Raw genomic sequence first — 21,795 nt, 5'->3', positions numbered from 1 at the left:
TCACGGAGCGTTTCATGGAAATCATAGACAGGCGCCCGAACCCGCACGGCAAGAATACCGAGAACCGCCAGCGCGTCCTGACAAGGGCGCGCCAGGCGATACAGAGCGCCGTACGCGATGCCGCGGCACAGGGCCGCATACGAGAAATAGGCCAGGATAGTGCTGTATCGATCCCGGCCGATGTCCTGCACGAGCCCAGCTTTCATCGGCATTTCAGCGCCGGTGCCCGCCATATCGTGCTTTCAGGCAACAAGGAGTTCGTAAAGGGAGACAGGCTGCGCCGGCCGCCGGGTGGTGAAGGCGAGGGCGCGGGTGAGGGAAGTGGTGCGGGCGATCAGGGTGGAGGCGAGGATTCCTACCGCTTCGTTCTCTCACGCGAGGAGTTTCTCGATCTGTTTTTCGACGATCTGGAACTTCCCGATCTCGTCAAGCGCGAGATTGCCTCGACAACAACGCTCGCAACCAGCCGGTCTGGCCTGACAAGCGACGGCTCACCCTCACAGATCGATCTCGGTCGCACCATGCGCCGATCAATGGGGCGACGCATCGGCCTCAAACGTCCCAAGCCACAGGAGTTACTCGACCTCGAAGCAGAAATCGCCGCGCTGGAGGAGGCGCGTCCTCTTTCCGACGAGCAGTTCGTGCGGTTGCAAGGCCTGCGTGACGAGCGCGACCTTTTGCGTCAACGCCTCGCACGTATTCCCTGGGTCGATCCGGTCGATCTGCGCTACCGGCGTTTTACCCCTGTCCCGAAACCCACGACGCAGGCCGTCATCTTCTGCATCATGGATGTCTCCGGCTCCATGACCGAGAAGATGAAGGAGCTAGGCAAGCAGTTCTTCCTCCTGCTGCATGTTTTTCTCGAAAAGCGATACGAGAAGCTTGAGATCGTCTTCGTTCGCCATGCCGAAACTGCCGAAGAAGTCGATGAGGACGTGTTCTTTACCGATCCTCGGACAGGCGGCACAATTGTCTCCACCGCGCTGGAACTAATGCATCAGATCCAGGCTGAGCGGTACCCGACTGACAAATGGAATATCTATGTCGCCCAGGTCTCGGACGGGGATAATATTTCATCGGACATGAACAAGGTCAATCGCCTGATGATCGAGACAATACTGCCTGTCGTGCAGTACTTTGCCTATGTCGAAGTCAGTATGGGCGGTGCGTTACTGCGCAGCGAAACCGATTTGTGGCGTGGTTACAAAAATATCGCTGACAGCACACCACAGCTCGCCATGCGTCAGGTTCAGGACAGGCGCGATATCTTTCCGGTTTTCAGAGATCTGTTCGCCCGTCGTGCGGTCGAACGGGCAGGGGAGTAATTATGCTCTATACCGGCACCGACTGGACATTTTCGACGCTCAGGGATTGCTACGGCGAGATCGACCGTATTGCGAGCGAGGAATTACGGCTCGACACGTATCCCAATCGTATCGAGATCATCACCTCAGAGCAGATGCTTGATGTCTATACCTCGCACGGTATGCCGATCAGCTACCCGCACTGGTCGGCGGGTAAACGCTTCGTATCGCACGAGAACGCCTATAAGCGCGGCCTTATGGGTCTCGCCTACGAGGTCGTCATCAATTCGAGCCCATGCATCAGTTATCTGATGGAGGAAAATACGGCTACCATGCAGGCGCTCGTTATCGCCCATGCGGCATTCGGGCATAACCATTTCTTCAAGAACAATCGGCTTTTCCGAGAGTGGACCGACTCAACCCAGATCCTGGACTATCTGGAGTTTGCGCGTGGCTACGTGGCGCGCTGCGAGGAAAAATACGGCATCAAGGCTGTCGAGCGCATTCTGGATGCCGCCCATGCCCTGCAGGGGCAAGGGGTTGACCGTCATACAGGCAGCAAGCGCCTTGATCTGCGGCAGGAACAGGAACGCGCCCGTGAAAGGCGTGCGTATGAGGATGAGCAGTTCAACGATCTGTGGCGCACGCTGCCGGAGATACAGGGTCAGAACACGGGGAGCGGTGCCACAGATGATCAGTTGGCGAGCCTTGGTCTGCCCGAAGAGAACATTCTCTATTTCCTCGAAAAACACGCGCCGCGACTGGCGAACTGGGAGCGCGAGATTATCCGCATTGTGCGCCTGATCGCCCAGTATTTCTATCCGCAACCTCAGGCGAAGCTCATGAATGAGGGGTGCGCAACCTGGGTGCACAATTTCATCATGCATCGCCTGCATGACAAGAAACTGATCGATGACGCGGCTATATTGGAGGTCATCCATTCAACGAGCAATGTGATCACCCAACGTGGCTTCGATGAGGGGGGAGGGCCGAACTTCAACCCATACGCCCTTGGCTTTGCGATGATGAGCGATATCGCACGCGTCTGCACTGACCCAACGGAGGAGGATCGACGCTGGTTTCCCGATCATGCAGGAAACAAGGACCCTGTAGGCACGCTTCATCACGCCTGGGCTGAATATCGGGATGAAAGCTTTGTGCAGCAATTCCTGTCACCCAAGGTGATCCGTGACTTCCGGCTTTTCAGACTGGAGGATGATCTGAGCCAGCCTTATCTGCTGGTTGACGCAATTCATGATGACGGCGGATATCGAGACATCCGTCGCTCTGTGGCCGCATCCTACGATCCCGGCCTGCTTGCAGAGGAAATCGAGATCGTTGGGGCCGATCTTACCGGAGATCGCATCCTGCGGCTCGAGCATCGCACGCGACCGGGAAAGCTGTTGCAACCTACGGATGCAAGGCTGACGCTCGAGCATCTGGGCCAGCTCTGGGGCTATGGCGTGATCCTTAAGGAAGTTGATAGCCAGACCGGCGCTGAACTGGGCAGCTATGCCTTGGCCTGAAAACACCCAAGCAGCGCGTCGGCGGATGGAACGCCGGCGCGATGGGCTGTCGCGCAGACGAGTAAGGATAAAATTCGCGAGCGCGGCGGCGTAACATCAGGCCTTCACCCTGCGGACTGATATACGAGTTGGCATAATATATCTTATCGAACTTTCTTATATGCGAAAGAAGGGCTCTCTGGACACCATCTGTTCACCACCTCATATGGCTGCTGATTGAAGACGCTGGCGACCGCTGAATGCGGCATCCGCATTCCACATGGACCACCTTCGCGCCGGGGTCGTTTCCGGCACAAAGGCGAAGTCCGATCAGGAGTTCTTGGACGTATCCCTCTCCGCCTTGATAAGCTCTCTCGCCGGGATGAACGGCTCCTTGTCCGCGCCGAGCACGAGTGACAGGCGATGTCCGTCTGCAAGCCTCGCCTCTGCACGCTCGTCTATAGTCCGGCGTACGATTGGATACTCCTCAACCAGACGACGGAACAACGATGCCGGTATGGCGAGCAGATGACAGAACTGCAGAGTACGCACCGTACCCCTCGAGAACGTCTCGTTGATCAGCGGCGCCGCCCCGATCAGGTCCCCTGCCCCAAACTGCACATCCTGTTCCGCAATATGAACTTCCGCCAGTCCCGCCACGACAGCGTAGACCATCCTGATCTTGCCATTACGCTTGAGCAGGACCTCACCTGGCGAAGCGAAACGCAGCGAGATATTCATCGCGAGATCATGAAGAACGCCATCCGGCACGCCGCGAAACGCCGGAAATGACCGCAATCTCTGCTCAATACCGCTCTTGAGATTAAAGCGGAGCGGCTTTTCAAGGCGCTCCTGCCGCTTTTCGACATCCTTGAGCAGTTCGCGATGCAGCTCCTCGCTGACGAGGTTGTCAGAAAGAAGCTCGTCATACTCCTCTTCCTCGAGGCGCAGGGCGATCTGGTGAAGGATGCGGCTTTCCAGCGCCTCCGAATAACCCTGATAATGCAGGCGCATCATTTCCAGTGCGTCATCGAGCATACGACGCTGGCGGCCGAGCACTTCGGACACGATTTCACTGATACGCGTTCCAAGCGTTGGTTCGAGGCGCTGGTGCATGAAACGCATGAGTGAAAGCGAGACAAGATGCGCTATGACCAGCATCTCGAAACGCTCGGACATGCAGTGCATGAGCGGCTGATCGATATGAAAGCGCCGGTGCAACATCTGCGCCAGGCGAAACCGCATGGTGGGGCGCAACCGCCGTCGTAGGGCTCTTACATAACCATATCGACCTTCGAGGCGGGCTCCATCAACCATTGCCTCAGAAGAGCGCAGGAGCGTTTCCATCACCCGCCGCGACAGCCCACGTATACGGAACAGGTCGAGCAGAAGCGATCTCTCACGATTGGCGATGGTGATCAGTGCCAGCGTCACGCGTTGACGGTCGCCCAGTGCTGTATCGAAAGTGTTGGCCTCGCTCTCTTCCAGAGCGCGGCGTTCGATATGGCCGATGATCGTTTGCTGGGTCCCTGCCCCGAAACCAAGCTCGTCGGCGAGACTGTGCGTGCGCTCGGCAACCTGGGCCAGACCACTGCTAAGCACCTGATGACGCATCGCCTGATCGATGGCCGGCAGCTGATCAAGCTTGAGAAACACCACCAGATAGCGAAGCGTCGTGCCATTCACCAGCAGGGTGATCAGAACAAACCCTGTCGCGATGATCCCGATAAAATGGGCCGTTGATGTTGAAACACGCTGGTTTTCCGTCACTGCCAGCGCCAGCGCCAGTGTAATGGCGCCGCGCAACCCACCCCAGACCATTGTTGTCTTGAAGGGAGCGGGCACGGGCGGCGACAGCTTGAAGGCTGCGAGGATGGGCAGAAGGCCGAACACCACGGCGCCACGTGCCAGCAACCCGGCAACAGTCGCGATAAGGATCAGTACACAATCCCATCGCGTCATGCCGATCAGCAGGCGCGGCACCAGCATTGAGGCCAGAACGAACACCAAAGAGCCCGCCCAGAACACAAGCTGGACCCACAATTCGTTCAAAAAGCGCCAGACCTGAGGTCTGAAAGTTGAAGGTCCATAGACGGACATCGTCAGGCCGGAAGCTGCAGTGGCCACAACGCCTGAAAAGCCCAAGAACTCATCGCAGAGGATATAGACGATATAAGGCAACGCCAGTGTGAGCGTAATTTCCGCCGCCGCTGATCCACCAAGACCTGCAATCATCAGCAAGGTCAGGCGGCCAACCGCGACGCCGACTATCATGGCGCCACCAAACGACGCGAAGAAATCGATAACCGTCTCACCAAGCTCGATATGTCGGTGCGACGTGACCGAAGCGAGCAGGATCGAGAAAATGGCGATAGCCGCTGCATCATTGAGCAGTGCCTCGCCCTCAACCAGTCTGGTAAGGCGCGAAGCCGCTCCAATCTCGCGGAAAATGCCGGCGACAGCCGAGGGGTCGGTCGTCGCGACAATCGACCCCAGCAACAGACAGACCACCATTGTCTGGCCAGCAAAGGGATAGAGCGCCATGCCGATGGTCAGGGTCGAGACCAGAACTGCCACGACGGCCAGAAGCAACACTGTCGCCGTTTCATGCGCGAGGCGTCGCACATCAATGGCAAGCGCCCCCTGAAACACGAGGATCGGCAGAAAAATGAGGAGAAACGCCTCACTATTGACCGGGAAATAGAGCAGCGTCTCCGCCGCTCCATCGAAAATCTCGGTCAGGGATGAGCGCAACAACAGATCTGCCGCCGCACCAATGCCAATACCCGCCAAGGCAAGCAGGACCGTCTCGGACACTTCCCATCGTCGGGCGAGAGGCTGCACAGCGCTGATGAGAACCATCAAAAGCGCCAGCGCCAGAATAACGGCAGCCAGTCCCGTCACCATCATGGGTGGGTGTTCTCCCTCATTTCTGCATAGACAGCCCTATTATACGCGAAACTTCACGACTCCGCGAGGGCGCCTCGCCGAACATGAAGGAAATATTACTACATTGTGGTGTGGAACTCTTTAACCCGGTCAGATCTTACATGCCTCGAGCCAGCGCTTTACCTGCCCTTCGGGATCGGATGAGCCCGTGAAATCCGACACTGCGGCCACACTGTCTACACCGGCAGCGATGCAGGCGGGAGCACGCTCAAGCGTAATGCCGCCGATCGCGACCAAAGGCATATCTGGACCAATGATGCCACGCCATTCACGCAGCTTTTCGACGCCCTGCGGTCCCCATATCATTTGCTTGAGCTTCGTTTCCCATATCGGGCCGAGCGCTACATAATCGGGTGAGACCGAGAGCGCACGCTGCAGTTCCTCATGCGAGTGAGTCGAGATGCCAAAAGCAATACGTGCAGCCCTGATCTGATCCAGATCGGCCGTGTCGAGATCTTCCTGCCCAATATGAATATAATCGATGCCAAGTTCGATAGCGAGTTGCCAGTAATCGTTCAGAACAAGCCGGACATTGTGGCGTGCTGCCGCTTCCTGCGCCTCGATCACCTGGGCTCGCAGGATCTCGGGATCCAGATTTTTCAGGCGAAGCTGAATGAAACGTGCGCCAGCTGCGCCCAGCCGTTCGACCCAGCGCGGATGATCTACAACCGGGTAGATCGGGGATGGAAGTCGTGACGTCATGGTCAGAAACTCGCCTTGCCAAGAGTTGGTGTTGAGGGAACCGCCATGTCGCGTTCATCCATCGGATCGGCCCTGCGGGACAGAAATCCGACGTCGCAGGCCAGACGGAAGGCCTCCGCCATGACGACAGGATCTCCCGCTTTGGCAACTGCCGTGTTGATCAGGATCGCATCATACCCGAGCTCAAACGCCATCACGGCATGAGAGGGCCTGCCTATGCCAGCATCGATCACCATTGGTACATCGGGAAAATGCGCCCGCAGCGCACGCAGCCCGAAGGGATTGTTAAGTCCCCTGCCCGACCCGATGGGTGCACCCCAGGGCATCAGCAATTGACAACCCGCCCGCAACAGGCGCTCTGCCACGACCAGATCCTCGGTGGTGTAAGGAAAGACCTTGAAACCGTCTTCCGTCAGTATGCGCGCCGCCTCAACCAGCGAGAACACATCCGGCTGAAGCAGATCACCCTGGCCGATTACCTCAAGCTTGATCCAGTCCGTATCGAAAACCTCGCGCGCCATCTGGGCCGTGGTCACGGCTTCGCGCACCGTGTGGCAGCCTGCTGTATTGGGCAGAACAGGCACCTTCAGGCTGCGCACCAGTTCCCAGAAGGCCTGCCCCGCCTGCAAGCCGGCGGACTCACGTCGCAGCGATACAGTTACTGCACCAGGCTGCGCCGCCCGAACGGACTCAGCCAGAATGGCTGGGCTGTCATACAGTGCCGTTCCCAGCATAAGCGGCGAACTCAGTTCCGTGCCATAGGCCAGCATGGCTCAGCCTCCTTGCATGGGAGCAAGAATTTCCAGCCGGCATCCCTCGCTGAGAATACGTGATGCACGGGCAGATCGCGGAACAAATTGCCCGTCCAGAGCCGTCGCAACCTTCGTCTCACCATAACCGAGCTCGATAAGGGCATCCGCAAGCGAGTGGTTCTTGATGATCTTCGTTTCGTCGTTCACCAGAATCATCATGGTGAGTCTCCTGCACTATCTGGTATTCATGCCCGGCCCGGTTCGCACAAGCGCTCGTTTCTCGGTGCGTTGGGGGCATTACTGATCATGGTCCGGCTACCCTAGGCTGCCGGAGCGAACCCCTCAACCCAGCGTGGGGAATACGATTGCAGCCACCTCCGCTGCCCGTGCGGGGGACAGCAGAAACCCATGACGATACATGCCGTTCAGGGAAATCCTGTTTCCCTCGCAGTGTACCCTTGGGACATTATCGGCATAAGAAGGGCGTATGCCTGCATTGGCCTCAATAATTTCAGCCTCGGCAAAAGCCGGATGAAGCGTGTAAAGCGCATTGAGCAGTTCGCTCATGGCGCGAACTGTAATCTCGCGAGAATCGTCACTCTCTACCATCGTCGCTCCCGCCATGAAGACCTTGTTTTCACGCGGGACGATATAGATGGGTATGCGCGGATGAAGCATACGGATCGGACGGTGAAGGGTGACTTCCGGGCAACGCACGAGGATCATCTCCCCCCTCACCCCGCGCAAGCCGGCATCACTTTCCCTTGCTGCGATACCGGTACAATCGACCACCCAGTCGAACGTCTCTTCCATCGGGTCCGCATCAAATCTGAAATGGCCGCCCAGTTCCACCAGACGGGCTTCCAGCCCCTTCAGAGCGATCCGGGGGTCAACGTGCCCTTCCTCGGCAAAGAAGAGCGCACGGTCAAAACGCCCCGCCAGATCGGGTTCGAGCTGGCCGATACGCTCGGCATTTATCGTCTCGAAATGGCTGGTTCTCCTGCCAAACCGGGCAAGTTCGACCTGATCGCGAGGGGGGGCCACAACGAGGCTGCCGTGATGCACAACAGACGGTACATGGGCAGACCACCAGGAGAGCGAGCTGAGCGAGTCACGGGTCACTTCTTCCGGTGCTGACTCAGCCTCACACCAGGGTGCAAGCATGCCGCCCGCGAACCAAGACGCGCCCGAACCGATACGGGAGCCCGCTTCATGCAGCGTGACCTGCGCCCCACGTTCTGCCAGCGTCACAGCAGTAACCAGACCGGCAACCCCTGCCCCCTTGATCAGCACCTTCGGTCCCGGTCCAGTCATGTCGAACGCTCCTCGCTTCAGCTCAGGCTATTTTTTCGGCAAGCCTACTCCACAGTAACGGATTTGGCGAGGTTGCGCGGCTGGTCCACGTCTGTCCCACGGCGCAACGCCACCTCATAGGCCAGCATCTGCACAGGGATCGTGTAAAGGATCGGTGCCACGAAGGGATCGACCTCGGGCAGGATCACCATATGCTCGGCGATACCGCTCAGGCGCTGAGCCCCCTTCTCATCCGTAAAGGCCATGATACGGCCACCGCGGGCCTTGGCCTCCTGGATATTGGAGAGCGTCTTGTCGAACAGGATCGTCGAGGGCGCGATCACCACAATCGGCACATCCTTGTCGATAAGGGAGATCGGCCCATGCTTCATCTCGCCCGCGGCGTAAGCCTCGGCATGGATGTAGGAAATCTCCTTGAGCTTCAGCGCCCCTTCCAGAGCGACCGGGAAACAGATCCCACGCCCGAGGTAGAGCACATCGCGCGCCTCAGCCACCGAGGCCGCCATGGCCTGGATATCACTCGCCCGGGAAAACACTTCCGAGGCCCGCGAAGGAAGGTCGAGCAGATGGGCCAGCAAGTCGCCCGCACGCTTTTCGGACATGGTCTCACGGGCCCGCGCAATGGCAATCGTGAGTACGGCAAGCACCGCGAGCTGCGCTGTGAAAGCCTTGGTGCTCGCGACCGAGATTTCGGGTCCTGCAACCATGCCAAGAACCACGTCGCTCTCACGGCCCATCGTGCTGCCCTCAACATTGAGGATCGAGACGATGTGCTGCTCGCGTTCGCGAAGGCTGCGCAGTGCGGCAAGCGTATCGGCTGTCTCGCCAGACTGCGAGATCATCAGCGCCATGCCATGCGGCGTCAGGGGCGGATTGCGGTAGCGCAGTTCGGAGGCCACATCGATATCGACCGGAAGTCGTGCCTCGGCCTCAAGCCAGTAGCGTGCAACGAGACCAGCATAGAAGGCCGAGCCACAGGCGGTGATGATGGCGCGGGGCAGTTCAGCCAGATCAAAGGGGAAAGCCGGCAGATTGATCTCGCGCGTAACCGGATCGATGATGCGCTGCAATGTCTGGCCAATCACGACCGGATGCTCATGCAGCTCCTTTTCCATGTAGTGGCGATAGCCATCCTTGCCGACGGTTCCTGCAATGAGGGCAATCGTCTGCACGGGACGCTGCACGCGCTGGTTTGCGGCATCAAAGAACTCGACCTGATCGGGTCTGAGCACGCACCAGTCGCCATCATCGAGATAGGCGATTTTACGGGCGAGTGGTGCCAGAGCGAGGCTGTCTGAGCCGAGAAACATCTCGCCCTCACCAAAGCCTACGGCAAGGGGCGCCCCATGACGGGCGCCGATTATGAGCCCCTCATGCCCGGCAAAGATCATGGCGAGCGCGTAGGCGCCCTGAAGGCGCCCCAGTGTCTTGCTGGCGGCCTCGCAAGGAGAAAGCCCCTGATCGAGATAGAAATCGACAAGCTGGGCAACACACTCCGTGTCCGTCTCGGAGGTGAAGTGGCGCCCTACCGCCAGCATTTCGGCCTTGAGCTCTTCGTAGTTCTCGATGATGCCATTATGCACGATCGCCACACGATCTGTAGCATGCGGATGGGCGTTCGCCTCGTTGGGCAGCCCGTGGGTGGCCCAGCGTGTATGACCGATAGCGGTCGAGCCCTCGAGCGGCTGTACGTCGAGCACGGCCTGCAGATTATCCAGCTTGCCGGCCGCACGGCGGCGGGAGATACGCCCGCCTACCAGACTCGCAATACCCGCTGAATCGTAGCCGCGATATTCAAGGCGACGCAGCGCCTCAACAACGAGAGGTGTCGCGTTCTGATGGCCGACAACGCCACAAATGCCGCACATCAGCCATTCTCCTTTTTCGCGCGCAGAGCAGAGGCTATCGCCTGCCCACGCGTTGCCTTGTTGATCTGCCTCGACCGCCCGAGCGCGAGCGCGCCTGGCTCCACATCCTCGGTCAGCACGCTACCAGCGGCGAGCAGGGCGCCATCCCCCACGGAGATGGGCGCAACGAGAATGGAATCGGACCCCACGAAGACGTCGTTACCAATCGTCGTACGGTGTTTGAACACCCCGTCGTAGTTACACGTGATCGTACCAGCACCGACATTGGTACGCTGACCGATACGCGCATCTCCGAGATAAGTCAGATGATTGGCTTTGGCGCCGTCTCCCAGCTCGGTCGCCTTGAGCTCGACGAAATTGCCGACATGGGAAGCCCTGCCACAAATCGTGCCGGGCCTGAGCCTGGCGTAGGGACCAATCAGGGCCTCCTCGCCCACCACGCATCCTTCCAGATGGCTGAAGGCACGAATTCGCGCGCCACTGCGCACCGTCACCCCGGGGCCAAAAACCACATTGGGTTCAACAACGACATCAGGCTCGATGATAGTGTCCGCGCTGAAAAACACGGTCTCCGGTGCAATCAGGGTGACGCCCGCCTCGAGCGCTGAAAGACGCAGGCGCTTTTGCAGCGTCGCCTCCGCAGTTGCCAGTTCAGCCCGCGAATTGATTCCCGCCAGCTCCTCGGCAGGAGCTTCGACATGACGCACCAACCCTTCGCGTGCCGCCAGCGCCACCACATCAGTCAGGTAATATTCACCTTGTGCATTGTCGTTGCGTACAGCGCCAAGCCAGCGAGGCAGGTCGTCGGATGACGCACAAAGAACGCCCGCATTACATAAGCCAATGGCGCGCTGTTCCTCGGTTGCATCCTTGAATTCGATGACTTCTCTGACGGAGCCGTTTTCAACGATAACGCGTCCGTATTTCGCGGGATCGACAGGGCGCATGGCGAGCAGGGCAAGCGATGTCCCTTCAGCCCGCCGGGTGGAGAGCAGCGCGCGCATCGTGTCCGCTGTGATCAGCGGATTATCGGCGTAAAGGATCGCGACATCGCCCTCTCCGAACAGCGCTTCAGCCATACGGGCCGCATGGCCCGTACCAAGGCGTTCGACTTGCACCACACAGGGCCAGGGAGCGGCGGCCTTTTCGAGGGTTGGCATATCCGGGCCGACCACCACGACGATTCGTTCGAACACGCCACTTGCCGTCTCGATGAGATGGCTGATCATGGGTTGGCCACCGAGAGGGTGCAATGCTTTTGGCAGAGCAGAACGCATACGCGTCCCTAGCCCCGCAGCGAGGATGACGGCGGTCGTCGGTTTGTGATGGCTGACGGGCTGGCCGTCGGAAAAGGAAAATGATGTCATATCATTACGTGGCGTAGCCAACGCAGCGGAGCTCTGTCAAACGCCCGCTTTGTCACTTCGGATTGCTGTTTGTTGCAGCCTTCTGCATCGCAAGGAAAACCCACCGTGAGCACGGAAATTAAGACAGCTGTTTTCGATCTTGACGGCACGCTCATTGATAGCCTGCCCGATCTGGCCGAGAGTGGTATGGAGCTTCTGAAATCATATGATCTCCACCCACCGAGCATGGAAGCCGTGCGCAGCATGATCGGTGACGGGGCTAACCGGCTGGTGGATCGGCTGCTGATTTATGGAGGTGACGAAAAACGCATCGACCGTGACGAGGCTACCAAGCGGTTCCTGGAAATATACGAGCCGCGCTCAACCAGTAAAACCCGGCTTTTTCCTGACACTCAGGAGACGCTGACAACACTGCGTGAACGCGGGATTGCCTGCGTGATCTGTACAAACAAGCCGATCAAAGCCGCGCAAGATATCATCGAGACGCTGGGGATTGCCTCTATGATTGATGCGATAGGCGGTGGCGACAGCTTTGCGACCCGCAAGCCCGATCCTGAGCATATCCGCAACACCGTTCGACTCATTCATGCCGAGCCGGCTCGGGGAATTATGATCGGCGATCACCAGAACGATATCATGGCCGCCATGGGGGTTCCGATGCCGTCGCTCTTTGCCAGTTGGGGCTACGGTGACAGAAGCATGAGTGCCCACGCAACAGCCATTGCCGGTTGTGTGGCGGAACTACCGCGGCTCATCTACGATCTCTCACGCCCCTATTGAGGCACAACGGAAAGATGAGGCGCCGAGGCCGCTACAGGCGTCGGCTGACCGGTTCTCTTCCCGCTTCACCGTAGATCATTCCTGGTTCAATGCTGAACGACTGGCGTATGATCCAGCACTGCTACCATACGCCCGAGCTTGGGATGTTCAAATTCAATACGTACAGCCGTCAGTCCGGCGCCCGGGATGTCCTGAAACCAGGCGGCCCCGGGATGGGGCGCTTTCATGACAGCAAGATGCGAAGAGTCTTTGATAAAACCCGCCTGCTGCTGCCCGACAAAGTCGCAGCGCAGCGCTGGGCCGGTAGATTTCTGACTGAAGGTGTTCGGAACATCCGCCTTGACCGGTCCATGCGACGTCATGGCACTCAGACGCAGGCCATCGAAAACCTGCGCGTTACCATCGCACTTACCAGTCTGCCGGACATTTTCCAGCAGAAGCGCCATGGCACTTAACGTATCCAGCGCGTGATCGAGTTCGCCATCTGGCACAGACTCACGATCTGTCTCTTTGGGATCCAGAGTGACGATATGGGGCGTGTTATCGGCATAACGCAGGACGACGCTGCGGTGCTTGCCGCGCGAGTAGCCATTGCTTTCGTAGTCTACCGGCTGGACCCAATTGTGGTCGAAATGTCCCCGCGCCATGCTCTGGATATCCATGCGCATGAACCAGCTCATCAGTCCACCGGCATGCAGCGTGGTACGAATGCCGTAGCCTTGATCAGTCAGCGTATAGTCAGCCGTCGCATCTACAACATGCAACCCATGATTGTAGACACGATAGACAGCGGTCGTCTGGCCGCTATTCGCTGCAACAGCGGCATCGGTATTCTTTCCAGCATCTGCCGCACACGCTTGTCCAGCGAGGCCTAGCGCGAAGACGCTCGCGGCAAGGCCTTTCCTGACGAGATCAGACGTCAAGATTGGCGACCTTCTGGGCATTGCCAACAATGAAGTCGCGTCGCGGTTCAACCACGTCGCCCATAAGCGTCGAGAACACCTGTCCCGCATCTTCTACATCTCCTACCTTGACCTGCAGGAGAATACGCGTGGCCGGGTCGAGCGTTGTATCCCAGAGCTGCTCATTGTTCATCTCGCCCAACCCCTTGAAGCGGTTGATGGCAAGGCCCTTGCGCCCCTGCTGGAGAACACGGTCGAACACCATTGCAGGACCCGAAAGCTCGGCACCCTGACTGTCCAGCGACAGCTTGACAGGGCCTTCGAAATAATCGGCCACGCGGCTGCCCTCACCTGCCAGCCAGCGTGCTTCTGCCGATTTGAGCAGGGCAGCATCAAGCGCATAGACCTCGCCCACACCACGCACGCTGCGGGCCAGGCGCAACCCACCTTCCTCGGTGGGACCGACCATCCAGCCGCGCTCGTTGACGGGCGATGCCGCATCGAGACGAGCCTGCAATACAGGCGCACGCTCCTGGGCGTGATCGTGGCCGAGCGAGAGAGCCTTGGCCACATAGGCCTGTTCAAGCACCCAGACAGGAATCTTGCTTGCAAGGGCTGTCAGTGTCTTGGCCACCTGGCCCATGGCCTTGACGCGCTCCATCAGCACATCGCCAGCAACCACATCGCCGCCAGCAAGGGTGAGCGTGGCGTTGCTCAGCGCCTTGTCGAGCAGATACTGCTCCAGCGCGGCGTCATCCTTGAGATAACGCTCTTCGTTGCCGCGCTTGGCTCGGTAAAGCGGCGGCTGGGCGATATAGAGATAACCCTTTTCGATCAGCTCCGGCATCTGGCGGAAGAAGAAGGTCAGCAGCAAGGTGCGAATATGCGAACCGTCCACGTCAGCGTCGGTCATGATGACGATCTTGTGGTAGCGCAGCTTGTCGATAGAAAAGCCGCCCTGCTCCACATCGCCACGGCCAATGCCCGTCCCAAGCGCCGTGATCAACGTGCCGACTTCTGCTGATCCCAGCATACGGTCGAAACGCGCACGCTCGACATTGAGGATCTTGCCCTTGAGCGGCAGGATCGCCTGGAAACGACGATCACGCCCCTGCTTGGCCGTTCCACCTGCCGAGTCACCCTCGACGATGAACAATTCGGCCTTGCTGGCATCGCGCTCCTGACAATCCGCCAGTTTGCCCGGCAGTGAGGAGACGTCCAGCACGCCCTTGCGTCGCGTCAGTTCACGGGCACGACGGGCGGCATCGCGCGCAGCAGCGGCCTCGTTCACCTTGGCAATGACCGCCTTGGCTTCACGCGGGTGAGTCTCGAACCAGTGCCCGATGGAATCAGCGGCTGTGACGTGCACAACAGGTTGCACCTCGGAAGAGACCAGCTTGTCCTTGGTCTGCGACGAGAATTTCGGATCGGGCACCTTGACCGACAGCACAGCCGTCATGCCCTCGCGCATATCCTCACCCGTAAGCGATGCCGAATTCTTGGATGACCCCGTGTCAGCATACTTGCCAACAACACGCGTCAGCGCCTGACGGAACCCTGCAAGATGGGTGCCCCCATCACGCTGGGGAATGTTGTTGGTGAAGCACAGCATGGTCTCATGGAAGCTGTCATTCCACGTGAGCGCGAACTCGACCTTGATGCCACTTTCGGCGTGATCGATCGACCCGACGATGGGCGGGGTGACGATCGAGGTCTTGCTGGCATCGAGATACTCGACAAACGCGCTCAATCCGCCTTCATAGCAAAAGACGACTTCCTTGTTCTCGGCATGACGCTCGTCCCGCAGGACGATCTCGAGACCGGAATTGAGGAAGGCCAGTTCGCGCATACGTCGCTCGAGAATGGCAAACTCGAATTCCACCTTCGTGAAAGTCTGCTTGCTCGGCTTGAACGTCACGAGCGTGCCACGTGGCTCGTCACTGGCGCCGATTACCGCCAGAGCGTCGTCACGCTCGCCATGCTGGAAGCGGATGAAATGCTCGGTGCCATTGCGCCAGATACGGACTTCCATCCATTCCGACAGCGCATTGACAACGGCCGCGCCAACGCCGTGCAGACCGCCGGAGACCTTGTAGGAATTCTGGTTGAACTTGCCGCCCGCATGAAGCTTTGTCAGCACCACTTCTGCCGCGCTGACACCCTCTTCCTCATGCAGATCGGTCGGGATTCCACGCCCGTTGTCACGGACACTGACAGAACCATCACCGTTGAGCGTCAGGATACACCGTGTCGCGTGACCAGCCTGAGCCTCGTCCACGGCGTTATCGATAATCTCGAACACCATATGGTGCAGGCCGGACCCGTCATCCGTATCGCCGATATACATACCGGGGCGCTTACGTACCGCATCGAGCCCCTTGAGAACCGAGATCGAGGAGGCGCCATAATCGGCTTCGTCATCGAGGTTTTCGGGCAACTCGGTCGGACGGATCTGTTCGGACATGCTGGCGTGACGCTCCTACTCGCAACAAGCTGCCAATATAGCCTCTCTAGGGGGCTAGGGCTAGGGCGTTGGAACCGGACAAACGGACAGGCAGCCGCCAGCCACCCAGGGATCGGAAATGCCCCAGCCAGGCCCCTATGCGGCAAGCCTGTCAGAGCTTCGGGGCCGCTTTGCATAGCAACCCAAACCCGTCTCGCGACTTCTCATCCCGTGTCGGCTGACCGGCACCGTTTCCCCGACGCAAGCGAGATAAGCCGCCATGACCGATCCGATCGACAAGAAAACCCTCAGAACCATCACGCCTGAAGGGGCCAGCCCCGCCACCAACCGACGCAGCATGATGCAAGGGGCAACGCTTGGGCTTGCAGGGCTGGTTGCAGGGTCAAGCCGTGCGCAGGCTGCGCCAAATGCGCCTGCCGCCTCAGCACCGTTGGCCGACCCGCAGAAACTCTATCCCCACGCCCCGTTCGCGTCCCAGCCCCAGGAGTGGCCGGGCCTGCAATCGCGTATGCATCCCAAACCAGACTGCGGAGAGACAAGCTACAAAGGCAGCGGCCGCATGGCTGGACGCCGCGCCCTGATAACAGGTGGCGATTCAGGCCTTGGGCGCGCCATCGCCATTGCCTATGCACGGGAAGGGGCTGATATCGCGATCAACTATCTCCCGCAGGAAGAAGAAGACGCTCGCGAGGTTGTGGCCCTCATCCGCAAGGCAGGACGCAAGGCCGTTGCCCTGCCGGGCGATATTCGCGACGAGGCGTTCTGTCAGAAACTCGTGTCGGACGCTGCGTCACAACTCGGCAGACTTGATACGCTGGTAAACTGCGCCGGTCGGCAGCACTACCATGAGAGTATTCTCGAACTCTCTACCGAGGAATTCGACTGGACACTCAAGACCAATCTCTATGCGCTGTTCTGGATCATCAAGGCTGCTATCCCGCATATGCCACCGGGCAGCGCCATCGTGAACACAGCCTCTTCCAACGCCTATAACCCGTCGGAAATCATCGTTGATTATAGCCTGACGAAGGCTGGCATCGCCAACCTGACCAAATCTTTGGCCAAGCAACTGCTCCCCAAGGGCATACGTATCAATGCCGTGGCGCCTGGGCCTTTCTGGACACCACTTCAGGTCTGTGGCGGCCAGCCCATGTCTGCCGTCGAGAAATACGGGACCACGGTGCCGATGGGACGTCCGGGCCAGCCTGCGGAGATCGCACCGGTCTATGTCACACTGGCCTCCACGGAGGGTAGTTACATCACCGGGCAGATCTACGGCATCACCGGTGGTACAGGGATGCCCGGATAACGGTGACGACCATCTCGGGCAGCGCTCATCGAACGAAAAGGGGGCGCATCCAATGATAGGTGCGCCCCCTTTATTTCAGATACCTTTCTTTGCCATGCCGCTTGCCGAATGAACCGGCCTATGGGCATGGCAATGGCCCTGCGGCCAATCAGTTTAGCTCGGCCTGCTGGCCATTGATGACCAGCCCCTTGTCATTGGCCGAGACATGCACGGTCTGACCATCAAAGATCGTCCCATCCAGCAGCAGCCCTGCCAGCGTGTTCTGCAGGCTGCGCTGTATGACACGCTTGAGCGGGCGTGCGCCGTAAACCGGATCATAACCGGACTCTGCCAGCCAGTTATCTGCCGCCTGATCCAGATCGAGCGTGATCTTGCGGTCAGCCAGCAACTCACGCAGGCGCTTGAGCTGAATGGCGACGATACGGTTCATATCCGCCCGCTGCAGACGCGAGAACAGAACGATCTCGTCCAGACGGTTCAGGAATTCGGGGCGGAAATGGTTACGCACCACCGCCATGACCTGCGCCTGCACGAGGTCCGTGCTCTCCCCATCGGGCTGCTGCGCCAGAATATCCGAGCCGAGATTGGAGGTCAGGATAATGATCGTGTTGCGGAAATCCACCACACGCCCCTGCCCGTCCGTCAGACGACCGTCATCGAGCACCTGTAGCAGGATGTTAAAAACATCCTCATGCGCCTTCTCGACTTCGTCAAACAGGATGACCTGATACGGCCTGCGACGGACCGCCTCGGTCAGCACGCCACCCTCTTCGTAGCCGACATAGCCGGGAGGCGCACCCACCAGACGGGATACGGCGTGCTTCTCCATGAACTCGCTCATATCCACGCGCAGCATGGCGCGATCGTCGTCAAACAGGAACTGCGCCAGCGCCTTGGCCAGTTCGGTCTTGCCGACGCCGGTCGGACCGAGGAAGAGGAACGAACCGATAGGGCGATTGGGATCCTGCAAGCCTGCACGGGCACGACGTACGGCGTTGGACACCGCCTTGAGCGCAGGCTCCTGACCGACTACGCGCTCACGGAGTTCATCCTCCATACGCACGAGCTTGGCGCGTTCGCCTTCCAGCATCCGGTCCACCGGCACACCGGTCCAACGCGACACGACAGAGGCAATCCCCTGATCGGTCACAGCCTCGCTGAACAATCCTGCCTGAGCGGCATCCTGCTGTTCGACCTGTTGCGCTTCTTCGATCTGACGTTCAAGGCCTGGGATCGTCGCATACATAAGCTCGGATGCCTTGCCGAGATCGCCCTTGCGCTGGGCAATATCGACATCCGAACGCGCCTGATCAAGCTGCTCCTTGAGCTTCTGAACAGCGTTCACCCGGTCCTTTTCGGCATGCCATGCCGCGCTCATGGTGTCCGACTGCTCCTGCAGGTCGGCCAGCTCGGCTTCCAGCTTCACCAGACGCTCGCGGCTCGCGCTGTCCTCTTCCTTGCGGATCGCCTCGCGCTCGATCTTGAGCTGGATGATACGGCGGTCGAGTTCATCGAGCGCCTCGGGCTTGCTGTCGATCTGCATGCGCAAACGGCTTGCCGCCTCATCCACAAGGTCGATGGCCTTGTCCGGCAGGAATCGATCCGTGATGTAGCGATTGGACAGCGTCGCGGCAGCCACAAGTGCGCCATCGGTGATACGCACACCGTGATGCAGCTCGTATTTTTCCTTGATGCCACGCAGGATCGAGATGGTATCGGCCACTGAGGGCTCACCCACAAAGACCGGCTGGAAACGACGGGCCAGCGCCGCATCTTTCTCGATGTATTTGCGATACTCGTCGAGCGTGGTGGCACCGATGCAATGCAGCACGCCGCGTGCCAGTTCGGGCTTGATCAGGTTCGACGCATCCATTGCGCCATCGGAGCGCCCTGCGCCCACGAGCGTGTGCATCTCGTCGATGAACAGGATCACCTGCCCCTCGGCGCTTTCGATTTCCTTGAGAACAGCCTTCAGGCGCTCCTCGAATTCACCGCGATATTTCGCGCCGGCCACCAGGGCACCCATATCGAGCGAGAGCAGCTTCTTGTTGCGCAGCGCTTCAGGCACGTCGCCATTGACAATACGCAGCGCCAGACCTTCCACGATGGCGGTCTTGCCCACACCGGGCTCACCAATCAGCACAGGGTTATTCTTGGTACGGCGTGCCAGAACCTGAATGGCGCGACGGATCTCCTCGTCACGTCCAATCACCGGATCGAGCTTGCCCGATTGGGCCACAGCCGTCACATCCCGCGCATATTTCTTGAGGGCATCGAAGCCCGCCTCGGCATTGGCGCTATCGACCACGCGTCCCTTGCGCAATTCGGCCACTGCGCGCTCAAGGGCCTTCGCATCCGCCTTGCCTTCGCCAAGGGCGTGTCCGGCGCCAGTCTTGCTAGCGGCAAGCGCCACGAGCAGGCGATCCTGCGCAACGAAGCTGTCACCGGCACGCTGGGCATCCTGCTCTGCGCTATCGAGTACGCGCACAAGGTCAGGCGTCGCCTGAGGCTGACCGGCACCGCCGCCCTGCACCTTGGGGATTCGCGCCAGTGCGGCATCATTGGTCTTGCGCACCGTTTCCGGTGTGCCACCAGCTGCACGGATGAGGCCCGAGGCAGCACCCTCTGGATCATCGAGCAATGCTTTCAAAAGGTGCTCGGGCGTCAGTTGCTGATGGAAGTCGCGTAGCGCAATAGTCGAGGCGGCCTGAAGAAAACCGCGGCTACGCTCAGTAAATTTCTCAATATTCATGTTTTCGCAATGCTCCTATGCCCCGTAAAGGCGGCTGGTTACGACAACGGGAACCCCTGTCAGGCAGTTCTCGCTTCGTCATAACTTGAAGATGGGAACATCCCGGTTTTTTCCAAGACCGGTATGGAGCGATTCATGACCATATTCCGCATCAGGCCGATCCGCCCTGTTGCCAGGACGGATCGGCCCCCAAGTTGACCAGCGTGGTTACGCAAGCTCCCTGGATGACACCTGTTGCGCCTGAAACTCTTCAAGCGAGAAAGGACGGCCATAGATCTCGATCTGGTCTGTCTGCAGATAGACCTGCGTGCCCGGAATGGTCAGACGGACGAAACGCCCCACCACCCCGGCCTGATCCACCCAGTTGAAAGGTGTGCCATCGAGTCCACCAAAGACAGGGCCGTTTTTCCTGTCGATAATCTTCGTCCAGAAGAAACGATCATGCGAGACCTCGACCGTAAAGCTCGAAAGGCGCTCCATCACGCCATCCAGTCGGTTGAAGATCATGATTTGGTGTATATGGCTCAAAGCGCCGAGGTCCACCATCCACCAGGGATTATCCTCAAGGGCGGTGTGATGCTGCGGGCGTCCCGTCAGATGACCTGATACAGCGCGGCACGCGTCATCATCTCGTGATCCCTCATGCAGGGTGGAACTCTGTGTGGCACGCTTTCCCGTCGAAAGAAGTTCCCACGCGGAGCACGGCACAATGCTCGACTGCCACCCTTCGTTAACAAGAGATGACCAGTAATCCGAGAGATAAGGGTCGAATACGGCATTTGTGTCAGCATGGTAGGCTGCACGCTCCTCCTCGCTCTTGTTCTGCCAATGCGTCTGCGCGAAAAAGTCACCAAGACACCCACGCGCCACACGGCGTGCAAAATCCTGGTCTGAACGAATATTGAAGTGCGCAATGTAGCCGGCCTGCACAAGACGGCTGCGGCGGCTCTCGGCATTGAGGAACGCCCAGGCATGCTCCGGGAAGTTGTCGTAGTACCCTTCCATCGACTCACCGAGCATATTGCAGGCGCGCAGCGGCGCCCCAAGGGCATAGAGATCGTGATGGATCGCCACGTGAGGGTTCTCATAAGACAGCCTGTATGAGACGACGCCTGCCTTCGCGAGGATTTTGGTGAACGGCGACGCTCCGCTTTCACGATAACGGTAATGGCGCAGGATGCTCCCCGAAGGCCGCTCGGCATGACCACCATGCCCGTAACCGCACCAGTTGAGATAGACAGCATCGTAATGAGCCCCGAAACGCTCACTGACGCTGCGGATATCGTTGCTTCCAGGAAGACAGACAAACTCATCCACATCCAGGAACATGAGCCAGCGGGTCTCATGCACATAATGGCGCAGGAAATGGCGATACATCTGGAACTGCTCACCGACATACCGGAAATGATGGAATGTCACGAACGGTTTGTCTGCCATGATGAAAGGCATCACAGCCTCATAGAGTGCGCCTGGATTGTCATCATTGCAGTAAAGGTAGACATGGTCGAAGCCGATAGAACGGTGATAGGTCAGCCATTCCGCAATGCTCTCGGCCTCCCAACGGGCACAGGCCACCAGTACATGCTGGTACTGCGGTTCGGGCCAGATGCCCTTGTTGCGGGCAACTGCAAGCGGAAGCTTCCCAAAACCCTGCAAATCAGTCTGTGGAGAGGCTGATGACTTCAACGTCGGCATTTTTTTATTGATTTCCTGGCGAAATAAATCTGTCGGTACGGTACATTATCCTGCCACAATAGGACCCGTCCGCCCGCTTCCATAGTGAATTCTTGTGACAGACTTGCGGTCGTCTCGCTGGAACACTGTCTG

At 59.0% G+C, this 21,795-nt stretch carries 15 protein-coding genes; 4 read left to right on the top strand and 11 right to left on the bottom strand.

The features are described 5' to 3' along the window. Window positions 1-14: 14 nt before the first annotated feature. Together F3J08_RS06890 and F3J08_RS06885 are read left to right on the top strand one after the other, a co-directional pair. Complete coding sequence (locus F3J08_RS06890) at window positions 15-1,325, top strand: YeaH/YhbH family protein (RefSeq protein ID WP_166928910.1); 1,311 nt, start codon at window positions 15-17, stop codon at window positions 1,323-1,325. A 2-nt stretch (window positions 1,326-1,327) separates the two neighbouring features. Continuing rightward, window positions 1,328-2,830: a SpoVR family protein gene (locus F3J08_RS06885; RefSeq protein ID WP_166928909.1), complete on the top strand. Its 1,503-nt coding sequence runs from the start codon at window positions 1,328-1,330 to the stop codon at window positions 2,828-2,830. A 309-nt stretch (window positions 2,831-3,139) separates the two neighbouring features. Here the strand turns inward: F3J08_RS06885 and F3J08_RS06880 are convergent, their stop codons facing one another. The 7 genes from F3J08_RS06880 to glmU form a co-directional block, all read right to left on the bottom strand. Continuing rightward, the gene (locus F3J08_RS06880) at window positions 3,140-5,719 is read right to left on the bottom strand and encodes a cation:proton antiporter (protein WP_166928908.1); all 2,580 of its coding nucleotides are present in this window, start codon (window positions 5,717-5,719) and stop codon (window positions 3,140-3,142) included. 129 nt (window positions 5,720-5,848) lie between these two features. Continuing rightward, window positions 5,849-6,460 carry a thiamine phosphate synthase gene (thiE, locus tag F3J08_RS06875; RefSeq protein ID WP_166928907.1) on the bottom strand — a complete coding sequence of 204 codons (612 nt, stop codon included), beginning with the start codon at window positions 6,458-6,460 and terminating at the stop codon, window positions 5,849-5,851. A 2-nt stretch (window positions 6,461-6,462) separates the two neighbouring features. Beyond that, on the bottom strand, window positions 6,463-7,230 hold the full coding sequence (locus F3J08_RS06870; RefSeq protein ID WP_166928906.1) for a thiazole synthase: 768 nt from the start codon (window positions 7,228-7,230) through the stop codon (window positions 6,463-6,465). A gap of 3 nt (window positions 7,231-7,233) precedes the next feature. Next, window positions 7,234-7,431, bottom strand: a complete 198-nt coding sequence (gene thiS / locus F3J08_RS06865; RefSeq protein ID WP_122039429.1) for a sulfur carrier protein ThiS — start codon at window positions 7,429-7,431, stop codon at window positions 7,234-7,236. 123 nt (window positions 7,432-7,554) lie between these two features. Continuing rightward, complete coding sequence (gene thiO / locus F3J08_RS06860) at window positions 7,555-8,526, bottom strand: glycine oxidase ThiO (protein WP_166928905.1); 972 nt, start codon at window positions 8,524-8,526, stop codon at window positions 7,555-7,557. Between the two features lie 44 nt (window positions 8,527-8,570). Further along, window positions 8,571-10,394 carry a glutamine--fructose-6-phosphate transaminase (isomerizing) gene (gene glmS, locus F3J08_RS06855; protein ID WP_166928904.1) on the bottom strand — a complete coding sequence of 608 codons (1,824 nt, stop codon included), beginning with the start codon at window positions 10,392-10,394 and terminating at the stop codon, window positions 8,571-8,573. Then, on the bottom strand, window positions 10,394-11,761 hold the full coding sequence (glmU, locus tag F3J08_RS06850) for a bifunctional UDP-N-acetylglucosamine diphosphorylase/glucosamine-1-phosphate N-acetyltransferase GlmU (RefSeq protein WP_166928903.1): 1,368 nt from the start codon (window positions 11,759-11,761) through the stop codon (window positions 10,394-10,396). The genes glmS and glmU overlap by 1 nt, the downstream gene beginning before the upstream one ends. 105 nt (window positions 11,762-11,866) lie before the next feature. Here glmU and F3J08_RS06845 point away from each other — a divergent pair, with 105 nt between their 5' ends. After that, complete coding sequence (locus F3J08_RS06845) at window positions 11,867-12,541, top strand: HAD hydrolase-like protein (protein ID WP_205206777.1); 675 nt, start codon at window positions 11,867-11,869, stop codon at window positions 12,539-12,541. An 86-nt stretch (window positions 12,542-12,627) separates the two neighbouring features. Here F3J08_RS06845 and F3J08_RS06840 read toward each other — a convergent pair whose 3' ends face one another. Beyond that, the gene (locus tag F3J08_RS06840) at window positions 12,628-13,464 is read right to left on the bottom strand and encodes a DUF3108 domain-containing protein (protein ID WP_240149179.1); all 837 of its coding nucleotides are present in this window, start codon (window positions 13,462-13,464) and stop codon (window positions 12,628-12,630) included. Beyond that, window positions 13,454-15,907, bottom strand: coding sequence for a DNA topoisomerase (ATP-hydrolyzing) subunit B (gene gyrB / locus F3J08_RS06835; protein WP_122039424.1), 2,454 nt, complete (start codon window positions 15,905-15,907; stop codon window positions 13,454-13,456). The genes F3J08_RS06840 and gyrB overlap by 11 nt, the downstream gene beginning before the upstream one ends. 337 nt (window positions 15,908-16,244) lie before the next feature. Between gyrB and F3J08_RS06830 the strand changes: the two genes are divergently transcribed. Beyond that, complete coding sequence (locus F3J08_RS06830; RefSeq protein ID WP_240149207.1) at window positions 16,245-17,216, top strand: SDR family oxidoreductase; 972 nt, start codon at window positions 16,245-16,247, stop codon at window positions 17,214-17,216. A 148-nt stretch (window positions 17,217-17,364) separates the two neighbouring features. Here F3J08_RS06830 and clpB read toward each other — a convergent pair whose 3' ends face one another. Together clpB and F3J08_RS06820 are read right to left on the bottom strand one after the other, a co-directional pair. Beyond that, the gene (gene clpB / locus F3J08_RS06825) at window positions 17,365-19,968 is read right to left on the bottom strand and encodes an ATP-dependent chaperone ClpB (RefSeq protein WP_166928902.1); all 2,604 of its coding nucleotides are present in this window, start codon (window positions 19,966-19,968) and stop codon (window positions 17,365-17,367) included. Window positions 19,969-20,175: 207 nt separating this feature from the next. Beyond that, window positions 20,176-21,663, bottom strand: coding sequence for a glycosyltransferase family 2 protein (locus tag F3J08_RS06820; RefSeq protein WP_166928901.1), 1,488 nt, complete (start codon window positions 21,661-21,663; stop codon window positions 20,176-20,178). Between the last annotated feature and the right edge of the window lie 132 nt (window positions 21,664-21,795).

Source organism: Asaia sp. As-1742 (genome assembly GCF_011753235.1).
Lineage (GTDB): Bacteria > Pseudomonadota > Alphaproteobacteria > Acetobacterales > Acetobacteraceae > Asaia > Asaia bogorensis_B.
Note: the sequence above shows the minus strand (reverse complement) of the source record. Positions and strands in the feature narration are given on the sequence as shown.

Coding starts and splice junctions, on each gene's coding strand:
- F3J08_RS06890 (WP_166928910.1), top strand. CDS start 15: ATGGAAATCATAGACAGGCGCCCGAACCCGCACGGCAAGAATACCGAG.
- F3J08_RS06885 (WP_166928909.1), top strand. CDS start 1,328: ATGCTCTATACCGGCACCGACTGGACATTTTCGACGCTCAGGGATTGC.
- F3J08_RS06880 (WP_166928908.1), bottom strand. CDS start 5,719: ATGATGGTGACGGGACTGGCTGCCGTTATTCTGGCGCTGGCGCTTTTG.
- thiE (WP_166928907.1), bottom strand. CDS start 6,460: ATGACGTCACGACTTCCATCCCCGATCTACCCGGTTGTAGATCATCCG.
- F3J08_RS06870 (WP_166928906.1), bottom strand. CDS start 7,230: ATGCTGGCCTATGGCACGGAACTGAGTTCGCCGCTTATGCTGGGAACG.
- thiS (WP_122039429.1), bottom strand. CDS start 7,431: ATGATGATTCTGGTGAACGACGAAACGAAGATCATCAAGAACCACTCG.
- thiO (WP_166928905.1), bottom strand. CDS start 8,526: ATGACTGGACCGGGACCGAAGGTGCTGATCAAGGGGGCAGGGGTTGCC.
- glmS (WP_166928904.1), bottom strand. CDS start 10,394: ATGTGCGGCATTTGTGGCGTTGTCGGCCATCAGAACGCGACACCTCTC.
- glmU (WP_166928903.1), bottom strand. CDS start 11,761: ATGACATCATTTTCCTTTTCCGACGGCCAGCCCGTCAGCCATCACAAA.
- gyrB (WP_122039424.1), bottom strand. CDS start 15,907: ATGTCCGAACAGATCCGTCCGACCGAGTTGCCCGAAAACCTCGATGAC.
- F3J08_RS06830 (WP_240149207.1), top strand. CDS start 16,245: ATGATGCAAGGGGCAACGCTTGGGCTTGCAGGGCTGGTTGCAGGGTCA.
- clpB (WP_166928902.1), bottom strand. CDS start 19,968: ATGAATATTGAGAAATTTACTGAGCGTAGCCGCGGTTTTCTTCAGGCC.
- F3J08_RS06820 (WP_166928901.1), bottom strand. CDS start 21,663: ATGCCGACGTTGAAGTCATCAGCCTCTCCACAGACTGATTTGCAGGGT.